Source organism: Vibrio algivorus (genome assembly GCF_030161215.1).
GTDB lineage: Bacteria > Pseudomonadota > Gammaproteobacteria > Enterobacterales > Vibrionaceae > Vibrio > Vibrio algivorus.
Genome location: NZ_BSPV01000006.1, coordinates 128,839 through 150,904, shown reverse-complemented (window position 1 = coordinate 150,904; position 22,066 = coordinate 128,839). Strand labels below are relative to the sequence as shown.

General features: G+C 41.2%; 18 protein-coding genes and 5 tRNA genes. 21 read left to right on the top strand and 2 right to left on the bottom strand.

Annotation, left to right across the window (positions count from 1 at the left end; genetic code table 11):
• The first annotated feature begins 219 nt into the window (after positions 1-219).
• From recX to luxS, 14 genes are all read left to right on the top strand, one after another.
• Entirely contained in the window at positions 220-684 is a 465-nt protein-coding gene (gene recX / locus QQJ93_RS09695) for a recombination regulator RecX (RefSeq protein WP_089122407.1), read from the top strand.
• A 130-nt stretch (positions 685-814) separates the two neighbouring features.
• Entirely contained in the window at positions 815-3,409 is a 2,595-nt protein-coding gene (gene alaS / locus QQJ93_RS09690; protein ID WP_089122408.1) for an alanine--tRNA ligase, read from the top strand.
• A 719-nt stretch (positions 3,410-4,128) separates the two neighbouring features.
• The gene (gene csrA / locus QQJ93_RS09685; protein ID WP_089122410.1) at positions 4,129-4,326 is read left to right on the top strand and encodes a carbon storage regulator CsrA; all 198 of its coding nucleotides are present in this window, start codon (positions 4,129-4,131) and stop codon (positions 4,324-4,326) included.
• A 189-nt stretch (positions 4,327-4,515) separates the two neighbouring features.
• Positions 4,516-4,608 (top strand) — tRNA-Ser (locus tag QQJ93_RS09680).
• 77 nt (positions 4,609-4,685) lie between these two features.
• Positions 4,686-4,762: transfer RNA gene (locus tag QQJ93_RS09675), tRNA-Arg, on the top strand.
• Between the two features lie 48 nt (positions 4,763-4,810).
• Positions 4,811-4,887, top strand: a tRNA-Arg gene (locus tag QQJ93_RS09670).
• A gap of 42 nt (positions 4,888-4,929) precedes the next feature.
• A tRNA-Arg gene (locus QQJ93_RS09665) sits at positions 4,930-5,006 on the top strand.
• A 39-nt stretch (positions 5,007-5,045) separates the two neighbouring features.
• Positions 5,046-5,122 (top strand) — tRNA-Arg (locus QQJ93_RS09660).
• A 331-nt stretch (positions 5,123-5,453) separates the two neighbouring features.
• Entirely contained in the window at positions 5,454-6,407 is a 954-nt protein-coding gene (locus tag QQJ93_RS09655; RefSeq protein WP_089122411.1) for an NADP-dependent oxidoreductase, read from the top strand.
• Between the two features lie 8 nt (positions 6,408-6,415).
• Positions 6,416-6,865 (top strand): YqaA family protein, encoded by a 450-nt coding sequence (locus QQJ93_RS09650; protein ID WP_089122412.1) that lies wholly within the window; start codon positions 6,416-6,418, stop codon positions 6,863-6,865.
• Positions 6,866-9,709: a M16 family metallopeptidase gene (locus QQJ93_RS09645; protein WP_089122413.1), complete on the top strand. Its 2,844-nt coding sequence runs from the start codon at positions 6,866-6,868 to the stop codon at positions 9,707-9,709.
• Between the two features lie 330 nt (positions 9,710-10,039).
• The gene (gene gshA, locus QQJ93_RS09640; RefSeq protein ID WP_089123543.1) at positions 10,040-11,611 is read left to right on the top strand and encodes a glutamate--cysteine ligase; all 1,572 of its coding nucleotides are present in this window, start codon (positions 10,040-10,042) and stop codon (positions 11,609-11,611) included.
• Positions 11,612-11,654: 43 nt separating this feature from the next.
• Positions 11,655-12,227 carry a transglycosylase SLT domain-containing protein gene (locus tag QQJ93_RS09635; protein WP_244943660.1) on the top strand — a complete coding sequence of 191 codons (573 nt, stop codon included), beginning with the start codon at positions 11,655-11,657 and terminating at the stop codon, positions 12,225-12,227.
• 38 nt (positions 12,228-12,265) lie between these two features.
• Positions 12,266-12,784 carry an S-ribosylhomocysteine lyase gene (gene luxS, locus QQJ93_RS09630; RefSeq protein ID WP_089122415.1) on the top strand — a complete coding sequence of 173 codons (519 nt, stop codon included), beginning with the start codon at positions 12,266-12,268 and terminating at the stop codon, positions 12,782-12,784.
• A 152-nt stretch (positions 12,785-12,936) separates the two neighbouring features.
• Here the strand turns inward: luxS and QQJ93_RS09625 are convergent, their stop codons facing one another.
• Together QQJ93_RS09625 and QQJ93_RS09620 are read right to left on the bottom strand one after the other, a co-directional pair.
• The gene (locus QQJ93_RS09625; protein ID WP_089122416.1) at positions 12,937-14,220 is read right to left on the bottom strand and encodes an HlyC/CorC family transporter; all 1,284 of its coding nucleotides are present in this window, start codon (positions 14,218-14,220) and stop codon (positions 12,937-12,939) included.
• Positions 14,221-14,343: 123 nt separating this feature from the next.
• Entirely contained in the window at positions 14,344-15,138 is a 795-nt protein-coding gene (locus tag QQJ93_RS09620; protein WP_089123544.1) for a cytochrome C assembly family protein, read from the bottom strand.
• A gap of 275 nt (positions 15,139-15,413) precedes the next feature.
• Between QQJ93_RS09620 and ffh the strand changes: the two genes are divergently transcribed.
• The 7 genes from ffh (at position 15,414) to carA (ending at position 22,058) form a co-directional block, all read left to right on the top strand.
• Positions 15,414-16,799 (top strand): signal recognition particle protein, encoded by a 1,386-nt coding sequence (gene ffh / locus QQJ93_RS09615; protein WP_089122417.1) that lies wholly within the window; start codon positions 15,414-15,416, stop codon positions 16,797-16,799.
• Positions 16,800-17,042: 243 nt separating this feature from the next.
• Positions 17,043-17,291 (top strand): 30S ribosomal protein S16, encoded by a 249-nt coding sequence (gene rpsP, locus QQJ93_RS09610; protein WP_027697617.1) that lies wholly within the window; start codon positions 17,043-17,045, stop codon positions 17,289-17,291.
• A gap of 42 nt (positions 17,292-17,333) precedes the next feature.
• Positions 17,334-17,867 (top strand): ribosome maturation factor RimM, encoded by a 534-nt coding sequence (rimM, locus tag QQJ93_RS09605; RefSeq protein ID WP_089122418.1) that lies wholly within the window; start codon positions 17,334-17,336, stop codon positions 17,865-17,867.
• Between the two features lie 28 nt (positions 17,868-17,895).
• Complete coding sequence (trmD, locus tag QQJ93_RS09600) at positions 17,896-18,657, top strand: tRNA (guanosine(37)-N1)-methyltransferase TrmD (protein ID WP_089122419.1); 762 nt, start codon at positions 17,896-17,898, stop codon at positions 18,655-18,657.
• A gap of 41 nt (positions 18,658-18,698) precedes the next feature.
• Positions 18,699-19,052 (top strand): 50S ribosomal protein L19, encoded by a 354-nt coding sequence (gene rplS, locus QQJ93_RS09595; protein ID WP_027697614.1) that lies wholly within the window; start codon positions 18,699-18,701, stop codon positions 19,050-19,052.
• A gap of 335 nt (positions 19,053-19,387) precedes the next feature.
• Positions 19,388-20,197, top strand: a complete 810-nt coding sequence (gene dapB, locus QQJ93_RS09590) for a 4-hydroxy-tetrahydrodipicolinate reductase (protein ID WP_089122420.1) — start codon at positions 19,388-19,390, stop codon at positions 20,195-20,197.
• Positions 20,198-20,903: 706 nt separating this feature from the next.
• Positions 20,904-22,058, top strand: a complete 1,155-nt coding sequence (gene carA, locus QQJ93_RS09585) for a glutamine-hydrolyzing carbamoyl-phosphate synthase small subunit (RefSeq protein WP_089122421.1) — start codon at positions 20,904-20,906, stop codon at positions 22,056-22,058.
• The last annotated feature ends 8 nt before the right edge of the window (positions 22,059-22,066 follow it).

Here is a 22,066-nt window from a genome sequence, read left to right as displayed (position 1 = left end):
CCGATAGATAAAATTGAGCCCTACCAGTTGCGTAGGGCTTTTTATTACCTATACCCATAGTACTTGAAGCTGCAGCTTTGTTGACGGTGTTCATTCACCCTAATCATTTAGACAAGCGAAACTTGTGGGGTCTCATTCACTTCTCGCCTTACTGCAACTCCAATTACTTCGGGTATATCTTTGTGACAAAGACCTAGTTCTTAATTTAGATGGTTTTCCATGTATCGAAAAAAAATGAAACTCTCAGCGCGAGAAGTTGCCGTGCAGTTGCTTAGTCGACGAGATCATGGAGAGTTTGAATTAAAGCAAAAGTTAATGTTAAAAGAGTTTGAAGAGCAAGAAATTAATCAAGCACTAGAGTATTGCATCTCTAATGGTTGGATGGATGACCTTCGCTATGCAAAAAGCCAAGTTAGGCAGCATGTTTACAAAGGTCACGGTAAGCGTCGAATTCAACAAGAGTTGTCAATGAAGCAAGTTGCTGACCATACTATTGAGTTAGCGTTTGATGAAGAGCCACAAGATTGGTTTGAACTGGCAAAAGAAACGGCGGAAAAAAAGTTTAAAGGCCAAAAAGCTGTCGATCAAAAAGCTTACGCTAAACAGGTCCGTTTTTTGCAATATCGTGGCTTTGACTTTGACCAAATACAATATGCTTTATCGAGTTTTGATGATGAAGATTAATCGCTTTTGCATATACCCACTCAATACTCTCAAATAATCAATAAACCCCTACAGCAACTTGTTTTACTAACGAGTCGTCATCCATTACAATGGCCGACAATTATACCTCGAATATTTCCGGAAGAATTGCATGTACATGAGCACAGATGAGGTTCGCCGCGCGTTCCTATCGTTCTTTGAAAGTAAAGGACACCAAATTGTTGATAGTTCTTCATTAGTTCCAGCTAATGATCCAACCTTGCTATTTACCAATGCAGGGATGAACCAATTTAAAGATTGTTTTCTAGGTGCAGAAAAACGCAACTATACCCGTGCAACAACCGCTCAACGCTGTGTACGTGCTGGTGGTAAGCATAACGATTTAGAAAATGTTGGTTTTACTGCGCGTCACCATACCTTTTTTGAAATGCTAGGTAACTTCAGCTTTGGTGACTACTTCAAGCATGATGCAATTGCTTATGCGTGGGAATTCTTAACTGAAGTATTACAACTTCCGAAAGAAAAGTTATTGGTTACTGTTTACGAAACCGATGATGAAGCGTTTGAAATTTGGAATAAAGAAATAGGTATTCCAGCTGATCGTATCGTACGCATTGGGGATAAAAAGGGTGGTAAAGCTTACGAGTCAGATAATTTCTGGCAAATGGGTGACACGGGTCCTTGTGGTCCTTGTACAGAAATCTTCTATGATCACGGTGAGCATATTTGGGGCGGACGTCCGGGGACACCTGAAGAAGACGGTGACCGTTTTATCGAGATCTGGAACAACGTCTTCATGCAATTTAACCGCCATGCTGACGGTACAATGGAGCCGCTTCCTAAGCCTTCTGTTGATACGGGCATGGGAATCGAGCGTATCTCTGCCATCATGCAAGGCGTGCACTCGAATTATGAAATCGACGTATTCCAAACATTGATCAAAGCTGCAGCAGAAGTGATCGGTACAGAAGATCTCGACAATCAATCATTACGAGTAGTGGCAGATCATATTCGTTCATGTTCATTCTTGATCGTTGACGGTGTAATGCCATCTAATGAAGGTCGCGGTTATGTACTTCGCCGTATTATCCGTCGTGCAGTACGTCACGGTAACAAGCTTGGCGCTCAAGGTACTTTCTTCTATAAACTAGTGGGTAAATTGGCCGAGGTAATGGGAACCGCTGGTGACGAGCTGAAAAAACAGCAGCCTGTAGTTGAAAAGGTATTGCGTATTGAAGAAGAAAACTTTGCCCGTACTCTAGATCGCGGTATGACAATTTTAAATGAAGCGATTGATGCAATCGACTCACAGCAAGGTGAGAAAGTGCTTGATGGCGAAACGGTATTTAAACTTTACGATACTTACGGCTTCCCAGCAGATTTGACCAATGATGTGGCGCGCGAACGTAATGTCGAGATTGATGAAGATGGCTTTGAAAAAGCGATGGAAGTTCAGCGTCAACGTGCGCGTGAAGCGGGTCAATTTGGTACTGATTACAATAAAGTGATTAAAACAGATGTTGACACTGACTTTTGCGGTTATAGCGGTGTAACCGGTGAAAGCTCAATTAGTGAAATTTTCGTTGAAGGCGAAGAGGTTGATAGTATCAGTGCCGGTACCGAAGCCATCATTATTTTGGGTGAAACACCTTTCTATGCAGAATCGGGTGGTCAATGTGGTGATGCTGGTACTCTTAAAACCGATTCAGGCTTATTTGAAGTACAAGATACTCAAAAGCTCGGTAATGCTATCGCGCATCACGGCAAGTTGCTTGAAGGTGTAATGGCGAAATCAGATAAGACTACTGCTCAAGTTGATGCAGAGCGTCGCAATGCTATTACTTTAAATCACTCAGCAACTCACTTATTACACGCAGCACTACGTAAAGTACTGGGTGAGCACGTGACGCAAAAAGGCTCTTTAGTACGAGCAGAGAACTTACGTTTTGACTTTTCACATCTTGAAGCGGTAACTACTACAGAATTACGTGAAGTTGAGCGTTTGGTGAACCAACAAGTACGTCGCAACCATGTTGTTGAAACGAATATCATGGATATCGAGTCTGCCAAACAAAAAGGTGCAATGGCCTTGTTTGGTGAGAAGTACGATGATGAAGTTCGCGTATTATCAATGGGTGATTTCTCAACGGAACTGTGTGGTGGTATTCATGCTTCAAATACCGGTGATATTGGCTTATTCAAGATTACATCTGAAAGTGGTATTGCAGCTGGTATTCGTCGTATTGAAGCGGTAACCGGTGAAGCTGCACTGGATGCGATTGAAGCACAAAATGGGCAATATGAGCAAAAGATCTCTGAAAGCCAAGCGAAAGCGAAGCAATTAGAAAAAGAAATTCAACAGCTTAAAGACAAGCTAGCTTCACAAGCGGGAGCGAGCTTGATTAACCAAGTTAAAGAAATCTCAGGTATTAAGGTATTACTCAGCCAATTAGATGGTGCCGATAACAAAGCACTACGTGGTATGGTTGATGAGCTTAAAAACCAAATCGGTAGCGGTATTATCTTATTAGGTAATGTGGCTGATGATAAAGTTGGCTTAATTGCAGGCGTGACGAAGGATTTAACTGGCCAAGTTAAGGCTGGTGAATTGGTTAACTTTGTTGCTCAACAAGTTGGCGGTAAAGGTGGTGGTCGTCCAGATATGGCACAAGCAGGTGGTACAGACGCTGCTGCACTACCAGATGCGATGAGTGCTGCTGAAGCTTGGATAACTGAAAAGCTTTAATTAATAAAAATTAAATGTGTATTAAAGGCGACGTTAATACGTCGCCTTTTTTATGATTTGATGACAAAATATACGATAGTTTTGATATATCTATACCCAAGTGACTTCAAGATGCAGGATTCAGAGCTATCATCCAAACCTTTTGGCAAGGAAGATTGGCGACGGAATGTAGCTACCTTTCAAACCAATCTGACGCTGTATAAAGGTTTGGATGAAGCTCCCGAAGGGCAAGTTAAAACAAGCTTTATGCGGCGTTAAATTGAACAGAGATAGAATAACTATGATCATATTCAATTTGTCTTGCCTAAAGCTTGTTTTATTCTTGCTGAAACTCGCATCTTGAAGTTACTTGGGTATAAATAACTTGAGAATAAACCTTTTCGGTAAGAAAGGGATAACACTATCGAAATAAACAGAAACGTAACGACTGTGGCTTAAACTGTCTAGTCAGCTTATACTAAATTAAAATTTCGGTTGGATCATAAAATTGTGATTTAATGGTCGCTAAGCCCTTAATTTTAATTGATTGTGTAAATGGAATGAGTGTCAACATAGATTTTTTTTATGCTTAACTTACTAGAGTGGAGCATTTAACAATCATTGGCATCAAATTACTTAAAAATATATGTTTTGCCATGAAGTTTATTTACCTAGATATGACTTTTCATGGATAATGGCATGATTGAAATAATAAATAGAGATTACTCAAGGAGTAGACAATGCTAATTTTGACTCGCCGAGTTGGTGAAACTTTGATGATTGGTGATGAAGTCACCGTGACCGTTCTGGGTGTAAAGGGGAATCAGGTACGTATTGGTGTTAATGCACCAAAAGAAGTATCGGTTCACCGTGAAGAGATTTATATGCGAATTCAAGCGGAGAAAGGTACAACTTCTGCGCCATCTGGTAATTTTTAATTTGCATTGTGGTAGTTAAGGTCAGCATGGCTGGCCTTTATTTTTTATAAGTATCGTTAAAATATAATAAATAGGTCATATTTTATCGGATTTGATTGAATACTATCCTATTGAACGTTTTTTCGGTTTTTTTGCCAAGAAAGTGTTTGACATATTTTGGGTAAAACGTAATATGTGCCTCCGCAAGACGGTGAGGTGGCCGAGAGGCCGAAGGCGCTCCCCTGCTAAGGGAGTATGCGGTTTGTAGCCGCATCGAGGGTTCGAATCCCTCCCTCACCGCCATTTGTTTGTTGATGAAACTTTTAGATTAGCAACTGAAATGTTTTCCCAACGTGCTCTTTTAGAGATCAAATCATTGCGCGCTCGTAGCTCAGCTGGATAGAGTACCTGGCTACGAACCAGGCGGTCGAAGGTTCGAATCCTTCCGAGCGCGCCATTATTTGATTTAACTACTGAAAAGTAGAACAATTTAAAAATTCTTTGCGCGCTCGTAGCTCAGCTGGATAGAGTACCTGGCTACGAACCAGGCGGTCGAAGGTTCGAATCCTTCCGAGCGCGCCATCATTCAAAACATTGAATGTTGTGAATAATTGAAAATACTGCGCGCTCGTAGCTCAGCTGGATAGAGTACCTGGCTACGAACCAGGCGGTCGAAGGTTCGAATCCTTCCGAGCGCGCCATTTCAATTAACATAATGTTGGATGTACTAAAAAATTTGCGCGCTCGTAGCTCAGCTGGATAGAGTACCTGGCTACGAACCAGGCGGTCGAAGGTTCGAATCCTTCCGAGCGCGCCATATTTTGAAGCCCTGCACATTTGTGTGGGGCTTTTTTGCATTTTGCCCTAAAGGGACTCTAAGTTGCTTTTAGTTGAATGAATAGTAGGGTAATTTATATTTAATTAATCAAAGTTACCCGCATACCCTTTGTACTTGAAGTTGCAGCTTTGTTGACGGCGTTCATTCTCTCCAATCATTTGTCGCCTCACCGCAACTCCAATTACTTTGGGTATGGATAATATGCGTATACCAATGTCAGTTTATTAATTGTCTAGCTTGGTATAACTTCAGTTAAGTAAAAATAATGTGGATGTCATCAATGATGGCATAACGTAAAGGACAACAACCCATGCCTTCAAATGCAAAGATTGTAATTTCTCAATTCGGTGCTCCAGAGCAACTTGAAATTTTAGATAGCGATATACCTTCACCACAAGAAGGTGAGGTATTAGTTAAGGTTTCATATGCTGGTGTAAACCCTATCGATGTAAAAACCCGAGCAGGGCTAGGCTGGGCGGCTCAGCACAATAAAAATAATCTACCATGGACTCCTGGTTATGATATTTCTGGTGTTGTATTAAAGCAGGGTGAAGGAAGCCGTAAATTTAATCTTAATGACATGGTTACCGGTTTTATTGGTTTTCCACTACGTGGAGGTGGTTACAGCCAATATGTATGCGTGCCTGAAAGTGAGCTGGCTCTAGTACCTGAAGATATTTCTCTAAAAGCAGCTGCAGCTATTCCTCTTGCTGGTCAAACCGCGGCACAAGCCTTGGAAAAGGCTCAAATTCAATCAGGCGAAACAGTAGTGATCTTAGCGGGTGCTGGTGGTGTCGGTCATATTGCGGTGCAAATTGCGGTTGCTGCTAAAACAAAAGTTTATGCGACATGCAGTGCGGATAACCTGGAATATGTTAATTCTTTAGGTGCTACAGGGCTTGATTACGCAAATACTGATTGCCTCAAAGAAATCGGTCATATTGATGTTTTGATTGATCTGGTTGGTGGCGATACGGCAATACAAGCGATGAAGCATTTGCACCCAGGGAGTCGAGTGATCACTGTTCCAACCATTACGGCATCGAGTGTTTGTGAACACGCTTCTCAGATGGGGATTATTGGTATGGGAATACTAGTAGAGCCGGATGTCACTCAGCTTGAAGAGTTAGTGAAATTGATCAGCGCAGGTATGATCAAGGTTGAGATTGAGCAAGTTTTAAATTATCAAGACGTAGTAACGGCACATAAAAAAATTGAAACGGGTCGAGCTCGTGGCAAAATCTTATTGAATATGCAGTCTTAGGCTTTTCGTTGTCTGATTTTTATTTAGCTTTGCAAGGGCTACTTGCAGGGCATCCTCTATGGTTTTTATTTAGCTCTGGTTTTTTAAGTGCTACCTTGCTGCCGGGTAGTTCAGAAGTAACGTTATATGCTGCACTCAGGTTAGATAATATTTCCCTCTATAGTGTCATTGTGGTGGCAACCTTAGGTAATACACTAGGAGGCATGACCAATTATTATTTAGGCTTATTGCTGCCAAACCGAACATTAAGACAAAAGCGTGGTCAACAACTAGAGCGTTGGATTGAACGTTATGGTTATTGGGTGTTATTAATGAGCTGGTTACCCGTGATTGGTGACCCATTGTGTGTTGCCGCAGGTTGGTTAAGAATGAACCCATGGCTATGCTTCATAGCGATTATGCTTGGTAAAGGCTTGCGTTATGCTTGTCTTGCGATGATTTTTAAGGGATTGATATAAATGAAAAACTGGTTACTGGTTTTAACTCTACTTATTTTGTCTGGTTGTTCTCTATGGGGGAGTAAAACACCACCTTTGCCACAAGGTGTTCAGTTTATTGAATCGCAACCTGCTGATCCAGATAAGGCCTCTATTCCTTACTCCAAGTATCAATTAGATAATGGCCTAACGGTTATTCTGTCTCCCGATCATTCCGATCCACTTGTTCATGTTGATGTTACCTATCACGTTGGTTCTGCTCGCGAAAAAATTGGCCGTTCAGGCTTTGCGCATTTCTTTGAGCATATGATGTTTCAAGGTTCAGAGCATGTTGGTGATCAGCAACACTTTAAGATCGTTACTGAAGCTGGTGGCAGTTTAAATGGTACGACTAACCGAGATCGCACCAACTACTTTGAAACGGTACCGTCTAACCAGCTAGAAAAAATGCTGTGGTTAGAATCGGATCGTATGGGATTTTTAGTTAATGCGGTATCACAGCGAAAATTCGAAATTCAACGAGATACGGTGAAAAACGAGCGTGGACAAAATTATGATAATCGTCCTTATGGCCTAGTGTATGAAAGAATAGGCGAAGCTCTGTATCCGAAAAACCATCCTTATTCATGGCAAACCATAGGTTATGTTGAAGATCTAGACCGTGTTGATGTAAATGATTTAAAAGCGTTCTTTTTACGTTGGTATGGTCCTAACAATGCAGTATTGACCATAGGTGGTGATATTGATGAAGCGCAGACTCTCGCTTGGGTTAATAAGTATTTTGGTACGATTCCTAAAGGGCCAGAAGTTAACGATGCAGATAAGCAACCAGTAAGCTTACCAAATGATCGTTTTATTACTCTAGAAGACCGCATTCGCCAACCGATGGTGATGATGGCGTTTCCAACCCAGTATCGAGGCGCTGACTCAGAAGCGTCAATTGATGCGCTAGCTGCTATTCTAGGCGATGGTAAAAATAGTATCTTGTATCAAAACTTAGTGAAAACCCAAGTGGCTATAGATGCAGGAGCTTTCCAAGATTGCGCTGAGTTATCTTGTACCTTATATGTGTATGCGATGGGCGACTCTGGTGAAAAAGGGGATTTAACACCTATCTATCAAGCATTAAATCAAGCGCTAGAACAAGTGAAAACGGAAGGGGTGAAACAAGAACAGCTAGATGCCATTACTGGACAAGCAGAGGCAGGCACTATTTATGCTCTGCAAAGTGTAAGTGGCAAAGTCTCCCAACTAGCTGCTAACCAGACTTTTTATAATCAACCAGATCGCTTACAGACAGAGCTAGAGCAAATTCGGAATGTGACGCCGGAGTCAGTAGAACAAGCTTATCAGCAATTTGTTGGAGGTAAGCATAAAGTAGTTCTCAGCGTTGTACCGAAAAACCAAACTCAGCTTGAGGTGAAAAAACCAACCTTTACACCGCCAAAGCGCGATCTGCCTGACTATCCCAAAATTGCTGATGATCAACTTGAGATCCGCCAACCAAAAGACAACTTCGATCGTTCACTAGTACCAGAAGTCGGTCAAGCGGTTTCCGGTACTATGCCACAGTTATATCGCTTTAATTTAGACAACGGTATTCAAGTTATTGGAACAACAACGACCGAAACGCCAACCGTGGCTATTCAAGTGTCTTTTCCTGCTGGCAATCGTTATGTACCGTCGGGTAAGGAAGGTTTAGCCGGTTTAACTGCCGCAATGCTGCAAGAGGGCACTACAGAGCACACGAGTGAGCAATTGCAACAAGAGTTAGATAAACTAGGTAGTAGTGTGAGTTTCTCGTCCGGTGGTTATCAGTCTAGTATTGTGATTACCTCGTTGACTAAAAATCTTGATGCTACCTTAAAAATTGCCGATGAAATGCTATTTAAACCAGCCTTTAATCCGCAAGACTTTGATCGCGTGAAGAACCAAACTATTCAAGGGTTAATTTATTCACATCAGCAGCCATCGTGGCTTGCATCACAAGCAACCAAGCAAGTGTTATACAAAGGAAGCTTATTCAGCCGAGATGCAGAAGGCAGTGTCGACTCACTTAAGAGCTTAACATTAAATGATGTGCAACAATTTTATCGTAGCCATTACACACCCGTAGGTGCGAAAGCGGTAGTCGTTGGAGCAATTGAACAATCGCAAGCATCACAAGCTTTGACCTTTTTAGGTAAGTTAACTGGGAAAAAAGTGCATATTCCAAGCGTGGGCAAGTTTTCTCCGCTAACCAAGCAATCTATTTATTTAGTGGATAAGCCTAATTCGCCACAAAGTGTTGTTCGACTAGCACGTATTGGTATGCCTTATGATGCAACTGGGGAAATGTATTTAACCCAGCTAGCCAATTATAATTTAGGTGGTAACTTTAATAGCCGAATCAACCAAAACTTGCGTGAAGACAAAGGCTTTACCTATGGTGCGGGTGGTGCAGTTTATGGAACTAAAGAAACAGGTTTAGTGCTGTATAGCGCTCAAGTGCGAGCAGACTCTACCGCTGCCTCTATTCAAGAATTATTGAAAGAGTTGAAGCGCTACAGCCGTGACGGTATGACCGATGATGAGCTTGCTTTTATGCGTCTAGCTGTCGGTCAACAAGATGCCTTGAAATATGAAACTCCTGGGCAGAAAGCCAATTTATTGTATTCAATCTTAGACTACTCATTGAGTGATGATTTTATCGATAAAAAAGCGGAAATAGTGAAAACTGTTGATAAAGCTACGTTGGATAAAGCCGCCACTACTTGGTTTCAGCCACAAGATTTTCAAATTATTGTGGTGGGGGATGCTAAAAAGTTAATGCCTGAATTGAAAAAACTAGCAATCCCAGTCCAAAACCTTGAAGTTAAGCGCTAGTGCCCATAAGTTAAAGGATACCAATCGTAATAAGTAACTGGCCACCTTAGCTTGTTAAAAAGTTCGCTAATAGCGTTATAACTTCTGTTTATAAAAAAGTGTATGTAGAACCACTACTAACAGAAGTTTTATGCCTTGTTATCAAGCCTTTTTCCTGCGCTAATTTATCCCAGCTACTTATTTTGATTGGTATATATAGCTCGTTATCAAGGATTGTTTTCTGAGTGTAACTAGCTTTTATTTTCTTTGCTGTCAGGTTTTCCTGATGGCAATTATTTTCCAGAATGATTATCCTACTCGGATCGCAAACCACAATAAGTGAGTGCTATTTTGACCGACTTTTCTGCACGCCTTGAGCAAGTTGCTAGTAACCCAAACACGTTTAAGCAATTTGGACGCGGAATTGAGCGTGAAGCGTTACGTTATGATCTTAATGATCACCTTGCCTTAACACCTCATCCTCAAACTTTAGGTTCGGCGTTAACCAATCAATGGATTACCACCGACTTTTCTGAATCTTTACTCGAATTCATTACCCCGGTTTCTAATGATGTCGATGTATTATTACAGCAACTCAAAGATGTTCATCACTTTACCATGACGAAAATGGGTGATGAGAAGTTGTGGCCGATGTCGATGCCTTGTTTTGTTAGTGATGAGAATAAGATCCCGCTTGCAGAGTACGGTACATCGAATGTTGGCCGAATGAAAAATTTATATCGTCAAGGCTTGAAGCACCGATACGGAAGTCTGATGCAAATTATTTCTGGCGTGCACTTTAATTTTTCTTTCCCAGAAAGCTATTGGGATAGCTTATATGGCAAACAAAATGAACAGCAAAGAGCGGATACTAAATCAGAAGACTACTTTGCTTTAATTCGTAATTACTACCGCTATGGCTGGATTATTCCGTATCTATTTGGTGCTTCACCGGCATTATGCCCTTCATTCTTACAAGGTCGAGAAATTGGACTGAACTTTGAGAAGATAGGTAAGACGTTGTATTTACCTTACGCAACGGCTCTACGTTTGAGTGATCTAGGCTATACCAATAGCGCTCAAAGTGATTTGCATATTGGTTTCAATAGTTTGCAAGAGTACCTTGATGGGCTTAACTCTGCTATGCATAAACCTTCAGAGCGATTTGCTAAGCTCGGTGTGAAAGTTGATGGCGAGCACCGTCAACTTAATAGCAATGTTTTGCAAATTGAAAATGAACTCTATGCACCAATTCGACCTAAGCGTGTCGCCAAAGGTGGAGAGAAACCGTCGGAAGCATTAAAACGTGGCGGAGTTGAATATATTGAAGTTCGTTCACTAGACGTTAATCCATTCAGCCCTGTCGGGGTGGATAAAGAGCAAGTTTTATTTTTAGATTTATTTGTCACTTGGTGTGGTTTAAAAGAGTCTGCACCAATGAAAGAAGGCGATTTAGAGTGTTGGCGTAGTAATTGGAATAATGTCATCTTGGAGGGGCGTAAGCCAGGATTAGAATTTAAACTATGCTGTGACCAAGCGCCGAATACTCTCGTTCACTGGGGTAAATTAATGTTTACTCAGTTACAAGAGATTGCGGTTGAAATGGATAAGGCACATGGTGGAAATGATTACCAATCGGTATGCCAAACGTTAAGTTCATGGATCGAGGATCCTGAATTAACTATTTCTGGTCGTTTACTTAATAATATTCGTCAAGCAGGCGGTATTGGTAAAGTCGGTTGCCAACTTGGTGAGCAATATCGAGATGAATTATTAGCGCATCAATATCAAGTCTATAATCAACAGATGATGGAAACGGAAGTTGTTCGCTCTCGCCAGGCTCAGCAAGAGGTGGAAAATGCTGACCAATTAAGCTTTGATGATTTTCTTGCGGATTATTTTTCTTATTTAGGTCAGTCATAACATGAATTGGGGGAGAGGATTATCCTCCAGCATACTGTTTAGTATGATCCTAATATTATCTGGCTGTGCAACGCCACCGCCAGATAATCAAAATAATATCTGTGATATTTTTCGTCAGTACCCCGATTGGTATGAAGATGCCTTAGATATGAATGATGAGTACGGTGTACCAATTCAAATTTCTATGGCATTTATGAAACAAGAAAGCTCTTTTATAGGTGATGCTAAGCCGCCACGTTACTACTTTTTAGGCTTTATTCCTTGGGGGAGAGTCAGTAGTGCTTATGGTTATGCGCAAGCCCAAGATCCTGTCTGGTCTGAATATCAAGATGAAGTGAGTTCTTGGTCTTCAAGAGATGACTTTGGCGATGCCATTATGTTTATCGGATGGTATATGGATGGTTCTCAAAAGAGCCTAGGTATTTCCAAATGGGATGCTTATAACCAGTACCTTGCTTATCATGATGGCCGGGGTGGGTTTAAACGTAAGACATACGCGAATAAACCTTCATTAATTAAAGTCGCTCATCGAGTAGAGCAAACCGCAAAAAATTATGGCTGGCAGTTGAAAAAGTGCCAAGCTGAACTGGAAGATAACCGCAGTTGGTTTTTTTAATTGGACCAATTGTGTGAAAAGAATTAGGAGAATTACCAATGCCTTTATTAGATAGCTTCACCGTCGACCACACTCGCATGAACGCACCAGCAGTTCGTGTTGCCAAAACCATGCAAACCCCAAAAGGCGATACTATTACCGTTTTTGATTTGCGTTTTTGTATTCCGAACAAAGATATTTTATCTGAAAAAGGGATCCATACTTTGGAGCATTTATACGCAGGTTTTATGCGTGCTAACTTAAATAGTGGTGAAGTGGAAATTATCGATATTTCACCAATGGGTTGCCGCACAGGTTTCTACATGAGTTTGATTGGTACACCGAGTGAACAACAAGTAGCAGACGCTTGGCTTGCAGCGATGAATGATGTATTAAAGGTTGAAGACCAAAATAAGATCCCTGAATTGAATGAATATCAATGTGGTACTTATTCAATGCACTCCTTGAATGAAGCTCAAGAGATCGCTAAAAACATCATTGCAGCGGGCATTCAAGTTAATAAAAATGACGAGCTAGCCCTACCTGAAAGTATGTTGCAAGAGTTGAAAGTAGATTAGGATAGTTCCTAGTCTAGAGGTTTATTCGCACAGCACAGGTTTGATAATAAAATAGCTCTTAACGTTAAAAATTAAGAGCTATTTTTATATCAGAAGAGTGAGTAAGCTAGCTTCGAGCAACGAGAAGCGAAGCGCTCGAGTTCCGAGAAACGTTAATGCACCTTCTTCGGCTTCTTCTTCGAAGGGTAGACCTTGACTAATTTGATCTTATTCTCAGCAATTTCGATTAATTCCATTTTATGATTCGCCACTTCAATACTGAGGTAGCTTTCAGGAATATCTTCTAAATGCTCCAGAACTAAACCATTTAACGTTCTAGGGCCATCGGTAGGTAGTTTCCAATTCAAGCCTTTATTGATATCACGGATATTAGCACTCCCTTCAATCAGGTAACTGCCATCGCTTTGTGGTGTGATTTCATCGGCAAGGCTTGGAGACATAGAGGTGGTAAACTCACCAACGATCTCTTCAAGGATATCTTCTAAGGTAATTAAACCGATAATATCGCCATACTCATCAACAATCATTCCAATGCGTTCTTTATTACGCTGGAATTTTAATAGCTGAACGTTAAGTGGTGTGGCTTCGGGAATGAAGTACACTTCATCGGCAGCGCGCAGTAAAGTTTCTTTATTAAACTCATTTTTTTCAAGCATTAAGCGATAAGCTTTACGCAAGCGAAGCATTCCAACCACTTCATCAATTTGATCTCGGTATAGAACGACTCGACCGTGAGCTGAGTGAGTAAGTTGGCGAACAATCGACTTCCAGTCATCATTAATGTCGATGCCAGTGATTTCGTTACGAGGAACCATAATATCGTTCACGGTGACATGTTCTAAATCTAAGATGGAGATCAACATATCTTGGTGGCGACGAGGGATAAGGCTACCTGCTTCATTTACTACGGTACGGAGCTCTTCAGAACTAAGAGGATCGCCCGTTGAGTCTTCTGCTCTTACACCTAATAAACGTAATAAACCATTGGTGATGAAGTTGACAAGAATCACGAGCGGTGACAGCACCTTCATTAATATACGAAGTAAAATACTGCTTGTATAAGATACTTTTTCTGGATAAAGCGCGGCCAAAGTTTTTGGCGTTATTTCGGCGAACACCAGAATAACTAAGGTGAGTGCACCTGTTGCAATTGCTACCCCATAATCACCGTATAAACGCATCCCTATAATGGTTGCAATGGCTGAAGCAAGAATGTTGACTAGGTTGTTACCAATTAAGATTAGGCCAATTAGGCGATCTGGTCGTTCTAGTAGAGACTCAACTCGTTTAGCACCTTTGTGTCCTTGATTTGCAAGATGGCGTAAACGGTAACGGTTTAACGACATCATGCCAGTCTCTGAGCTAGAGAAGTAAGCAGAAATGAGAATAAGTATTGCAAGTAGGGCAAACAACAGCCCCGTCGATATTTCACCCAAACCTAGGTTTTCCTTTGATTATTATAATTAGATACAAATCATCTACGTGACAATTTGAGGTTAGCAGTTATGACTAAATCTTATTACCCTGTCAATAGGTAAGGATAATTAAGAGATAACAAATTAGTTTAAAATTATTTCTCTTACAAAACGGCTGCCGAAGTAGGCAAGTGTGAGTAGGCTAGTACCGCTAATAGATAACCAAAGTACTCTCTTACCTCGCCAGCCTTGTTGGTAATGACCCCATAATAAAATGCAGTATAAAACCCAAGCAATAAAGGATAGGACACTTTTATGAGCATTGGGTGAAGAGAACATACCTTCAGTGTAGATAGCTCCAGTAACAAGTGTTGCTGTTAATAATACCGTACCAATGAGTATTACCTTGAAAAGATGCCTTTCCACCATCATTAAAGGAGGGAGGTTAGGGTTAATGACCAATGACTTTTTGCTTTTTAGCTGATGATCAAGCCACGCCAATTGCAGAGCAAATAGAGCTCCGATGGTAAGTGTTGAATAAGCAAATAGTGCAATGGTGATATGAATCAGTAATTCAATTTTTCCTTCAAAATGGGTCATGAAGGTGCTTGGCAAAAAGTTTGCAGCGCACAGGTTAATTGCAGCAAAGCTATAAACGACAGGCAATAAAAACCAAAGACGTGTTTTCCACATCGAAACTGTCAGTACCAAACAAATAATAAATCCAATTAAAGATGCGACATTGAGAATACTCATATTTTGCCCGTTAGGGTTAAAAATGAGATCGCTAATTAGCCAGCCGTGAGTAGCGATGGCGAGAATAGCTAAACTAAATACCAGTTTAATTCTGATGCCAGAGCGGTGCACTAGCCCCGGGACGATCATGCAAGTCGCCGCAAAATATAAAACAACAGCAATGATTGAAAGCAAGTTTTCCATATTACTCATTAAAAAAATCCATCAGATAGGTGATTATAACTCTTATGGGTGGTGCGGGTATATAGTCAGACTCAATAAGGATACTATCATTTTAAACGAGATAATTACCCCCTATCACTGAAGAAAAAATAGCCAAGAATAGGAAAGTCAGTGAAACATCGAGCTTGCATCGTTATACTGTCTAGTACTATAGAGTAAAAAGCTGAAATATCCCTGAATCATCAGTGTCTTCATTCCGCTTTTTCAATAAAACTTATGTTTAATTAGGCAGAATCATGTTTGATAATTTAACCGAAAGACTGTCCGGTACGCTGAAAAATATTAGTGGTAAAGGGCGCTTAACAGAAGATAACATCAAAGATACTTTACGCGAAGTCCGTATGGCGTTGCTTGAAGCGGATGTTGCTCTTCCTGTTGTTCGTGATTTCGTAAAACAAGTAAAAGAGCGTGCTGTTGGTATTGAGGTTTCTAAATCTCTAACCCCAGGCCAAGAGTTTATTAAGATCGTTCAAGCTGAACTTGAGTCAGTGATGGGTGAATCGAACGAAGCACTAAATCTTGCGGCCCAACCACCTGCTGTCATTTTAATGGCAGGCTTACAAGGTGCGGGTAAAACCACCAGTGTTGGTAAATTATCAAAATTATTAACCGAGCGCGATAAGAAAAAAGTGCTGGTGGTGTCTGCCGACGTTTATCGTCCTGCTGCGATCAAACAGCTTGAAACTTTAGCGACCGAAGTAGGAACTGACTTCTTCCCATCAAGTGCAGACCAAAAGCCTATCGATATAGCCAACGCTGCCATCGATCATGCGAAGAAGAAATTCTATGACGTTGTGATTCTTGATACTGCTGGTCGTTTAGCGGTAGATGAAGAAATGATGTCTGAAATTAAAGACCTTCATCAAGCGATCAAGCCAGTAGAAACCTTATTTGTTGTTGATGCAATGACAGGTCAAGATGCTGCGAATACCGCAAAAGCATTTGGTGATGCTTTACCATTAACAGGTGTAATCCTAACTAAAGTTGATGGTGATGCTCGTGGTGGTGCTGCACTGTCAGTTCGTCATATTACAGGTAAGCCAATCAAGTTCTTGGGTGTCGGTGAGAAAACCGATGCATTAGAAGCTTTCCATCCAGATCGTGTTGCTTCACGAATTCTAGGTATGGGCGATGTTCTGTCTCTTATTGAAGATCTAGAAAAGAATGTTGATAAAGCCAAAGCCGAAAAAATGGCGAAGAAGTTCAAGCAGAAGAAAGGCTTTGACTTAGAAGATTTCCGCGAGCAACTTGGCCAAATGAAAAACATGGGTGGCATGGCCGGCATGATGAATAAATTGCCAGGTATGGGTAACTTACCTGCCAATGTAAAAGATCAAGTCGATGATAAAATGTTCACGCAAATGGAAGCGATGATTAATTCGATGACCATGAAAGAGCGTGAACATCCTGAACTTATTAAAGGCTCACGTAAAAAACGTATCGCTGCCGGTTCGGGCACTCAAGTTCAAGACGTTAACCGCATGCTAAAACAATTTACCCAAATGCAGAAAATGATGAAAAAAATGCAGAAAGGTGGAATGAAAGGCATGATGCGTAACATGCAAGGCATGATGGGTGGCGGCGGTGGCGGCATGGGTGGCTTTGGAGGTTTTGGTCGTTAATTTATTTCATCCAAATGCGCTCCGTGACATGAAGTGTTAACTCTGTCACACTTAAATGCTGAGTGAAACTTCACCAATATTGAAGTTACTTTGATATAAAGCCCTTGCATTGACTCTGAATAAGAGTAAAATTCGGGGGCTTTATTTTGGCACGAGGCCCCAAGTCGTTTTTATCCTCACATTGTGAGTGCAGAAACAAGGTTTGGGGCTAATTTAATTATTGAGAAAGCAAAAGAGGACGACATGGTAACCATTCGTTTGGCACGTCACGGCGCTAAAAAGCGTCCATTTTATCAAATCGTTGTAGCTGACAGCCGTTGTGCAGCAACTGGTCGCTACATTGAAAACGTAGGTTTCTTTAACCCTACAGCTCAAGGTCAAGAAGAAGGTCTACGTTTAGACCTAGATCGCGTTAACCACTGGGTTGGTCAAGGCGCATCTGTATCTGACCGTGTTGCTAAACTAGTTAAAGACGCTCAAAAAGCGGCTTAATTATTAGCACATTAGTAGTTGTAAAGGTTGAAGGTAAAAACAATGAGTGAACAACAAAACGAAAAAATCGTTGTAGGTAAGCTTGGTTCTTCTTACGGCATTCGTGGTTGGCTTAAAGTTTTTTCCTATACCGACAACGCTGAAAGTATTTTTGAGTACAGCCCTTGGTTTATTAAACAAAAGGGTCAATTGGTTCAATATAAAGTTGAAAGCTGGAAACGCCATAATAATGGTTATGTTTGTAAGCTTGAAGGCATAGATGTTCGCGAAGACGCACAATTGTACGCCAACGTTGAAATCTTGATTGATCCAATCGCACTACCTGAACTGTCAGAAGAAGAATTCTACTGGCGTGAGTTGTTCGGTATGCAAGTTTACACAACTCAAGGCTATCACCTAGGTGAAGTGACTGATTTGATGGAAACGGGCTCGAATGATGTTCTAGTAGTAAAAGCGAACTTAAAAGATGCTTTTGGCCAAAAGGAACGATTAATTCCGTTCCTTGAAGAGCAAGTGATCAAAAACGTTGATCGCACAGCTCAACGGATCGAAGTTGACTGGGATCCTGGATTCTAGACACCTAACTAGATAAGCGAGAAACACAATGTGGATTGGCATAATTAGCCTGTTTCCCGACATGTTCCGAGCCGTATCTGATTATGGTGTTACTGGTCAAGCGGTTAAAAAAGGTCTTTTATCATTAGAGTCATGGAATCCTCGTGATTTCACTCATGATAAGCATCGCACTGTTGATGATAGACCTTACGGTGGTGGCCCTGGCATGTTGATGATGGTTCAGCCTTTGAGCGATGCCATTAATGCAGCCAAGCAAGCTTCACCGGGTAAGGCGAAAGTAATCTACTTATCTCCCCAAGGTCGTAAACTCGACCAGCAAGGAGTTGAAGAATTGGCAACCAATGAGAACTTGATTCTGATTTGTGGCCGCTACGAAGGAGTAGATGAGCGTATTATCGAATCTTATGTTGATGAAGAATGGTCAATAGGAGATTTTGTAATGACGGGTGGGGAAATCCCAGCCATGACGTTAATTGATTCAGTGTCTCGGTTTGTTCCGGGCGTACTTGGAGATTTTGCGTCAGCAGAAGAAGATTCTTTTGCCAATGGCTTGTTAGATTGTCCACACTACACACGTCCTGAATTGTTAAATCAGAAAACGGTGCCAAGTGTACTGACTTCTGGAAATCACGAGGACATTCGTCGCTGGCGGTTAAAGCAATCGCTAGGCCGTACTTGGCTTAGAAGACCAGAGCTTCTGGAAAACCTAGCTCTGACTGACGAACAGGAACAATTGCTGGCGCAGTTCATAAGTGAGCAGCGGTCTTTGAAAAAAGATAGAAGCAACTAGCCTAATAAATTTAGTATCAGTTTAATCTAGGAAATAGACACATGAGTAATATCATCAAAGCTCTTGAAGAAGAGCAAATGAAACAAGACATCCCTGCATTTGCACCAGGTGACACTGTTGTAGTTCAGGTTAAAGTTAAAGAAGGCGACCGTGAGCGTCTACAGGCATTCGAAGGCGTAGTTATCGCTAAGCGTAACCGTGGTCTTCACTCTGCATTTACAGTTCGTAAAATCTCGAACGGTGAAGGCGTTGAGCGTGCTTTCCAAACTCACTCTCCAATGGTTGATAGCATTGAAGTTAAGCGTCGTGGTGCAGTACGTCGTGCCAAGTTGTACTACCTACGTGAGCGTTCTGGTAAGTCAGCTCGTATCAAAGAGAAGCTGGCTAAGAAGTAACGCACGCTGCGTTCTCATAGATAAAACGGGTCCCATTTGGGGCCCGTTTTTTTGTTACGAGCTCCGAGAGCGCTTCGCTTCGTGTTGCGAGTAAAAAGCATCACGCTGTACATTATCTATAAAACACAGCAATTTTAATTTGTTGTCAGTTGCTTCAGCTCAGAGTAGTCTTCTTCACGCAACACGCAACACGCAACACGCAACACGCAACAGTCTTCTTAGATCCCGAGTGAAACGTCCCCGAACCTCGCGTCTGCTTTTCGCTTTTCTTCTTCCCATTCTTTTCTAAAAAAGCTACATTCCTTGTAACAAAATCATCAAAGGAGATAGATGCAATGGTTCGTATTGCGATTGCAGGCGCAGCAGGTCGAATGGGCCGAAACTTAGTAAAAGCTACCCACTTAAATCCAAACGCTCAAGTCGGAGCCGGTTCTGAAAGACCTGAATCATCATTAATCGGCGTTGATATTGGTGAACTTTGTGGTGAAGGGCAGTTTTCCGTTGCATTGGTTGATGATTTATCAAAGTCTATTTCGAGCTTTGATGTGATTGTTGACTTCACGGCGCCTAGCAGCACGTTAGCTAATATCGAACTTTGTAAATTACATGGCAAAAAAATTGTGATTGGTACGACTGGCTTCTCTGAAGAAGAAAAGCAGCTTATCGATCAAGCCGCTCAGGAAATCGCCATCGTGATGGCACCCAATTATAGTGTTGGTGTTAACCTAATGTTCAAGCTTTTAGAGAAAGCTGCCACAGTGATGGGAGATTACTGTGATATTGAAGTAATAGAAGCTCATCACCGCCATAAAGTAGATGCACCATCTGGTACCGCTTTAGGTATGGGAGAAGCAATTGCTGGTGCGATGGGGAACAAACTCAGTGATGTTGCGGTTTATGCTCGTGAAGGGATTACCGGTGAAAGGACCAAAGATGAAATTGGTTTCGCAACGATTCGTGCAGGCGATATTATCGGTGAACATACTGCGATGTTTGCAGATATTGGTGAGCGAGTTGAGATCACTCATAAAGCGACTGATCGTATGACTTTTGCTAATGGTGCAATTAAAGCGGCTGTTTGGTTAGAAAAGCAATCATCAGGCTTCTATACCATGCAAGATGTATTAGGGTTAAATGAGTTGTAACTAGTGATTTATACCCAAGTAACTTCAAGGTGCGAGTTTCAGCAAGAATAAAACTTGTTTTAACTTGCCCTTCGGGAGCTTCATCCAAACCTTTATGCCGCGTCAGATTGGTTTGAAAGGTGCTTACATTCCTTCGCCAATCTTTCTTGCCTAAAGGTTTGGATGATAGCTCTGAATTCTGCACCTTGAAGTCACTTGGGTATAGGTATATATATTCAGTTTTGAATAAGTGAAATATACCGAAGGTATTAATTTTAGTTGGAAACCGTTCAGATAATGAGCGGTTTTTTTGTATTTTAGTATGAGTAAAGAAACGATTACGTGAAAATGTTTTGTTGGTTTTATTTTGTTTTGTGTTGGTAAATCTTTCTTGATGCTTAAAATTTAAGGTTATATTGGCTGTTTTTGATGAAATTTAGTTAGTTAATTTTTAATTGAGTGAAAATAATACTGGTTTAATGTTTTGGTCGCTTTGTACGTGGTTAATGCTATTGAGAGATGGGTAGATTGTTATTTTTGAGCCTTTGATGAAACAAATAGGGTAAGTTGTCTTTTATTATAAATTTCTTTTTCTAACACTATTGACACATTTATCCACCATCTCTAGAATAACGCCAATTTACCTAAATTCCATAATTATGGTTATTTAGAAAGATAAGAGCGAGAGCTTATACATTTATTTTGCATATTTATTCTGGAGGTTATCTTGAGTAATTCCGCACTGTTAGTCCTAGAAGATGGGACAGTGTTCCGCGGTCAATCCATTGGAGCAGATGGGTCCGCCGTTGGAGAAGTTGTTTTTAATACCTCGATGACGGGGTATCAAGAAATTCTCACTGATCCTTCCTATTCACAGCAAATCGTTACTCTAACTTATCCTCATATTGGCAATACCGGTACTAACTCAGAAGATGAAGAGTCCTCTTCAATCCACGCTCAAGGCTTAGTTATCCGTGATCTTCCTCTTATAGCTTCAAATTTCCGCAGTGAACAAACCCTTTCAGAATACTTAAAATCACAAAATATCGTCGGTATCGCAGATATTGATACGCGTAAGTTAACTCGTGTATTACGTGAAAAGGGTGCGCAAAACGGCTGTATCGTAGCCGGCTCTTCTTTTGGTGAAAAATCGTTAGATGAAGCATTGGCTCTTGCTAAAGCCAAAGAATTCCCTGGCCTTAAAGGCATGGATTTGGCAAAAGTTGTTTCTACTAAAGAGTCTTATTCTTGGAAACAAGGATCTTGGACGTTAACGGGTGGTTTACCTGAAGCAAAAGATGACGCCGAATTACCTTACCATGTTGTGGCTTATGACTTCGGTGCTAAACGTAATATCTTACGTATGCTAGTTGATCGCGGTTGTCGATTAACCGTTGTTCCTGCAGAAACGTCAGCGGAAGAAGTATTAGCTTTAAATCCTGATGGTGTGTTCTTATCAAATGGCCCTGGAGATCCAGAGCCTTGTACTTACGCGATCGAAGCGACCAAAACTTTCTTAGATAAAGGTTTACCTATCTTTGGTATTTGTCTTGGCCACCAGATTTTAGCACTAGCTTCTGGTGCTCAAACCATCAAGATGAAGTTTGGTCACCACGGTGCTAACCATCCAGTAAAAGACCTTGATCGTAATGTCGTAATGATTACTTCTCAGAACCACGGTTTTGCCGCGGATGAAGCGACATTACCTGATAACTTACGTGCGACTCATAAATCACTATTTGACGGTTCGTTGCAAGGCATCCATCGTACAGATAAGCCGGCATTTAGCTTCCAAGGTCACCCTGAAGCAAGCCCTGGTCCACACGATGCTGCGCCATTGTTTGACCACTTCATTGAATTAATCGAACAACATAAGAAATAATTGGGAGT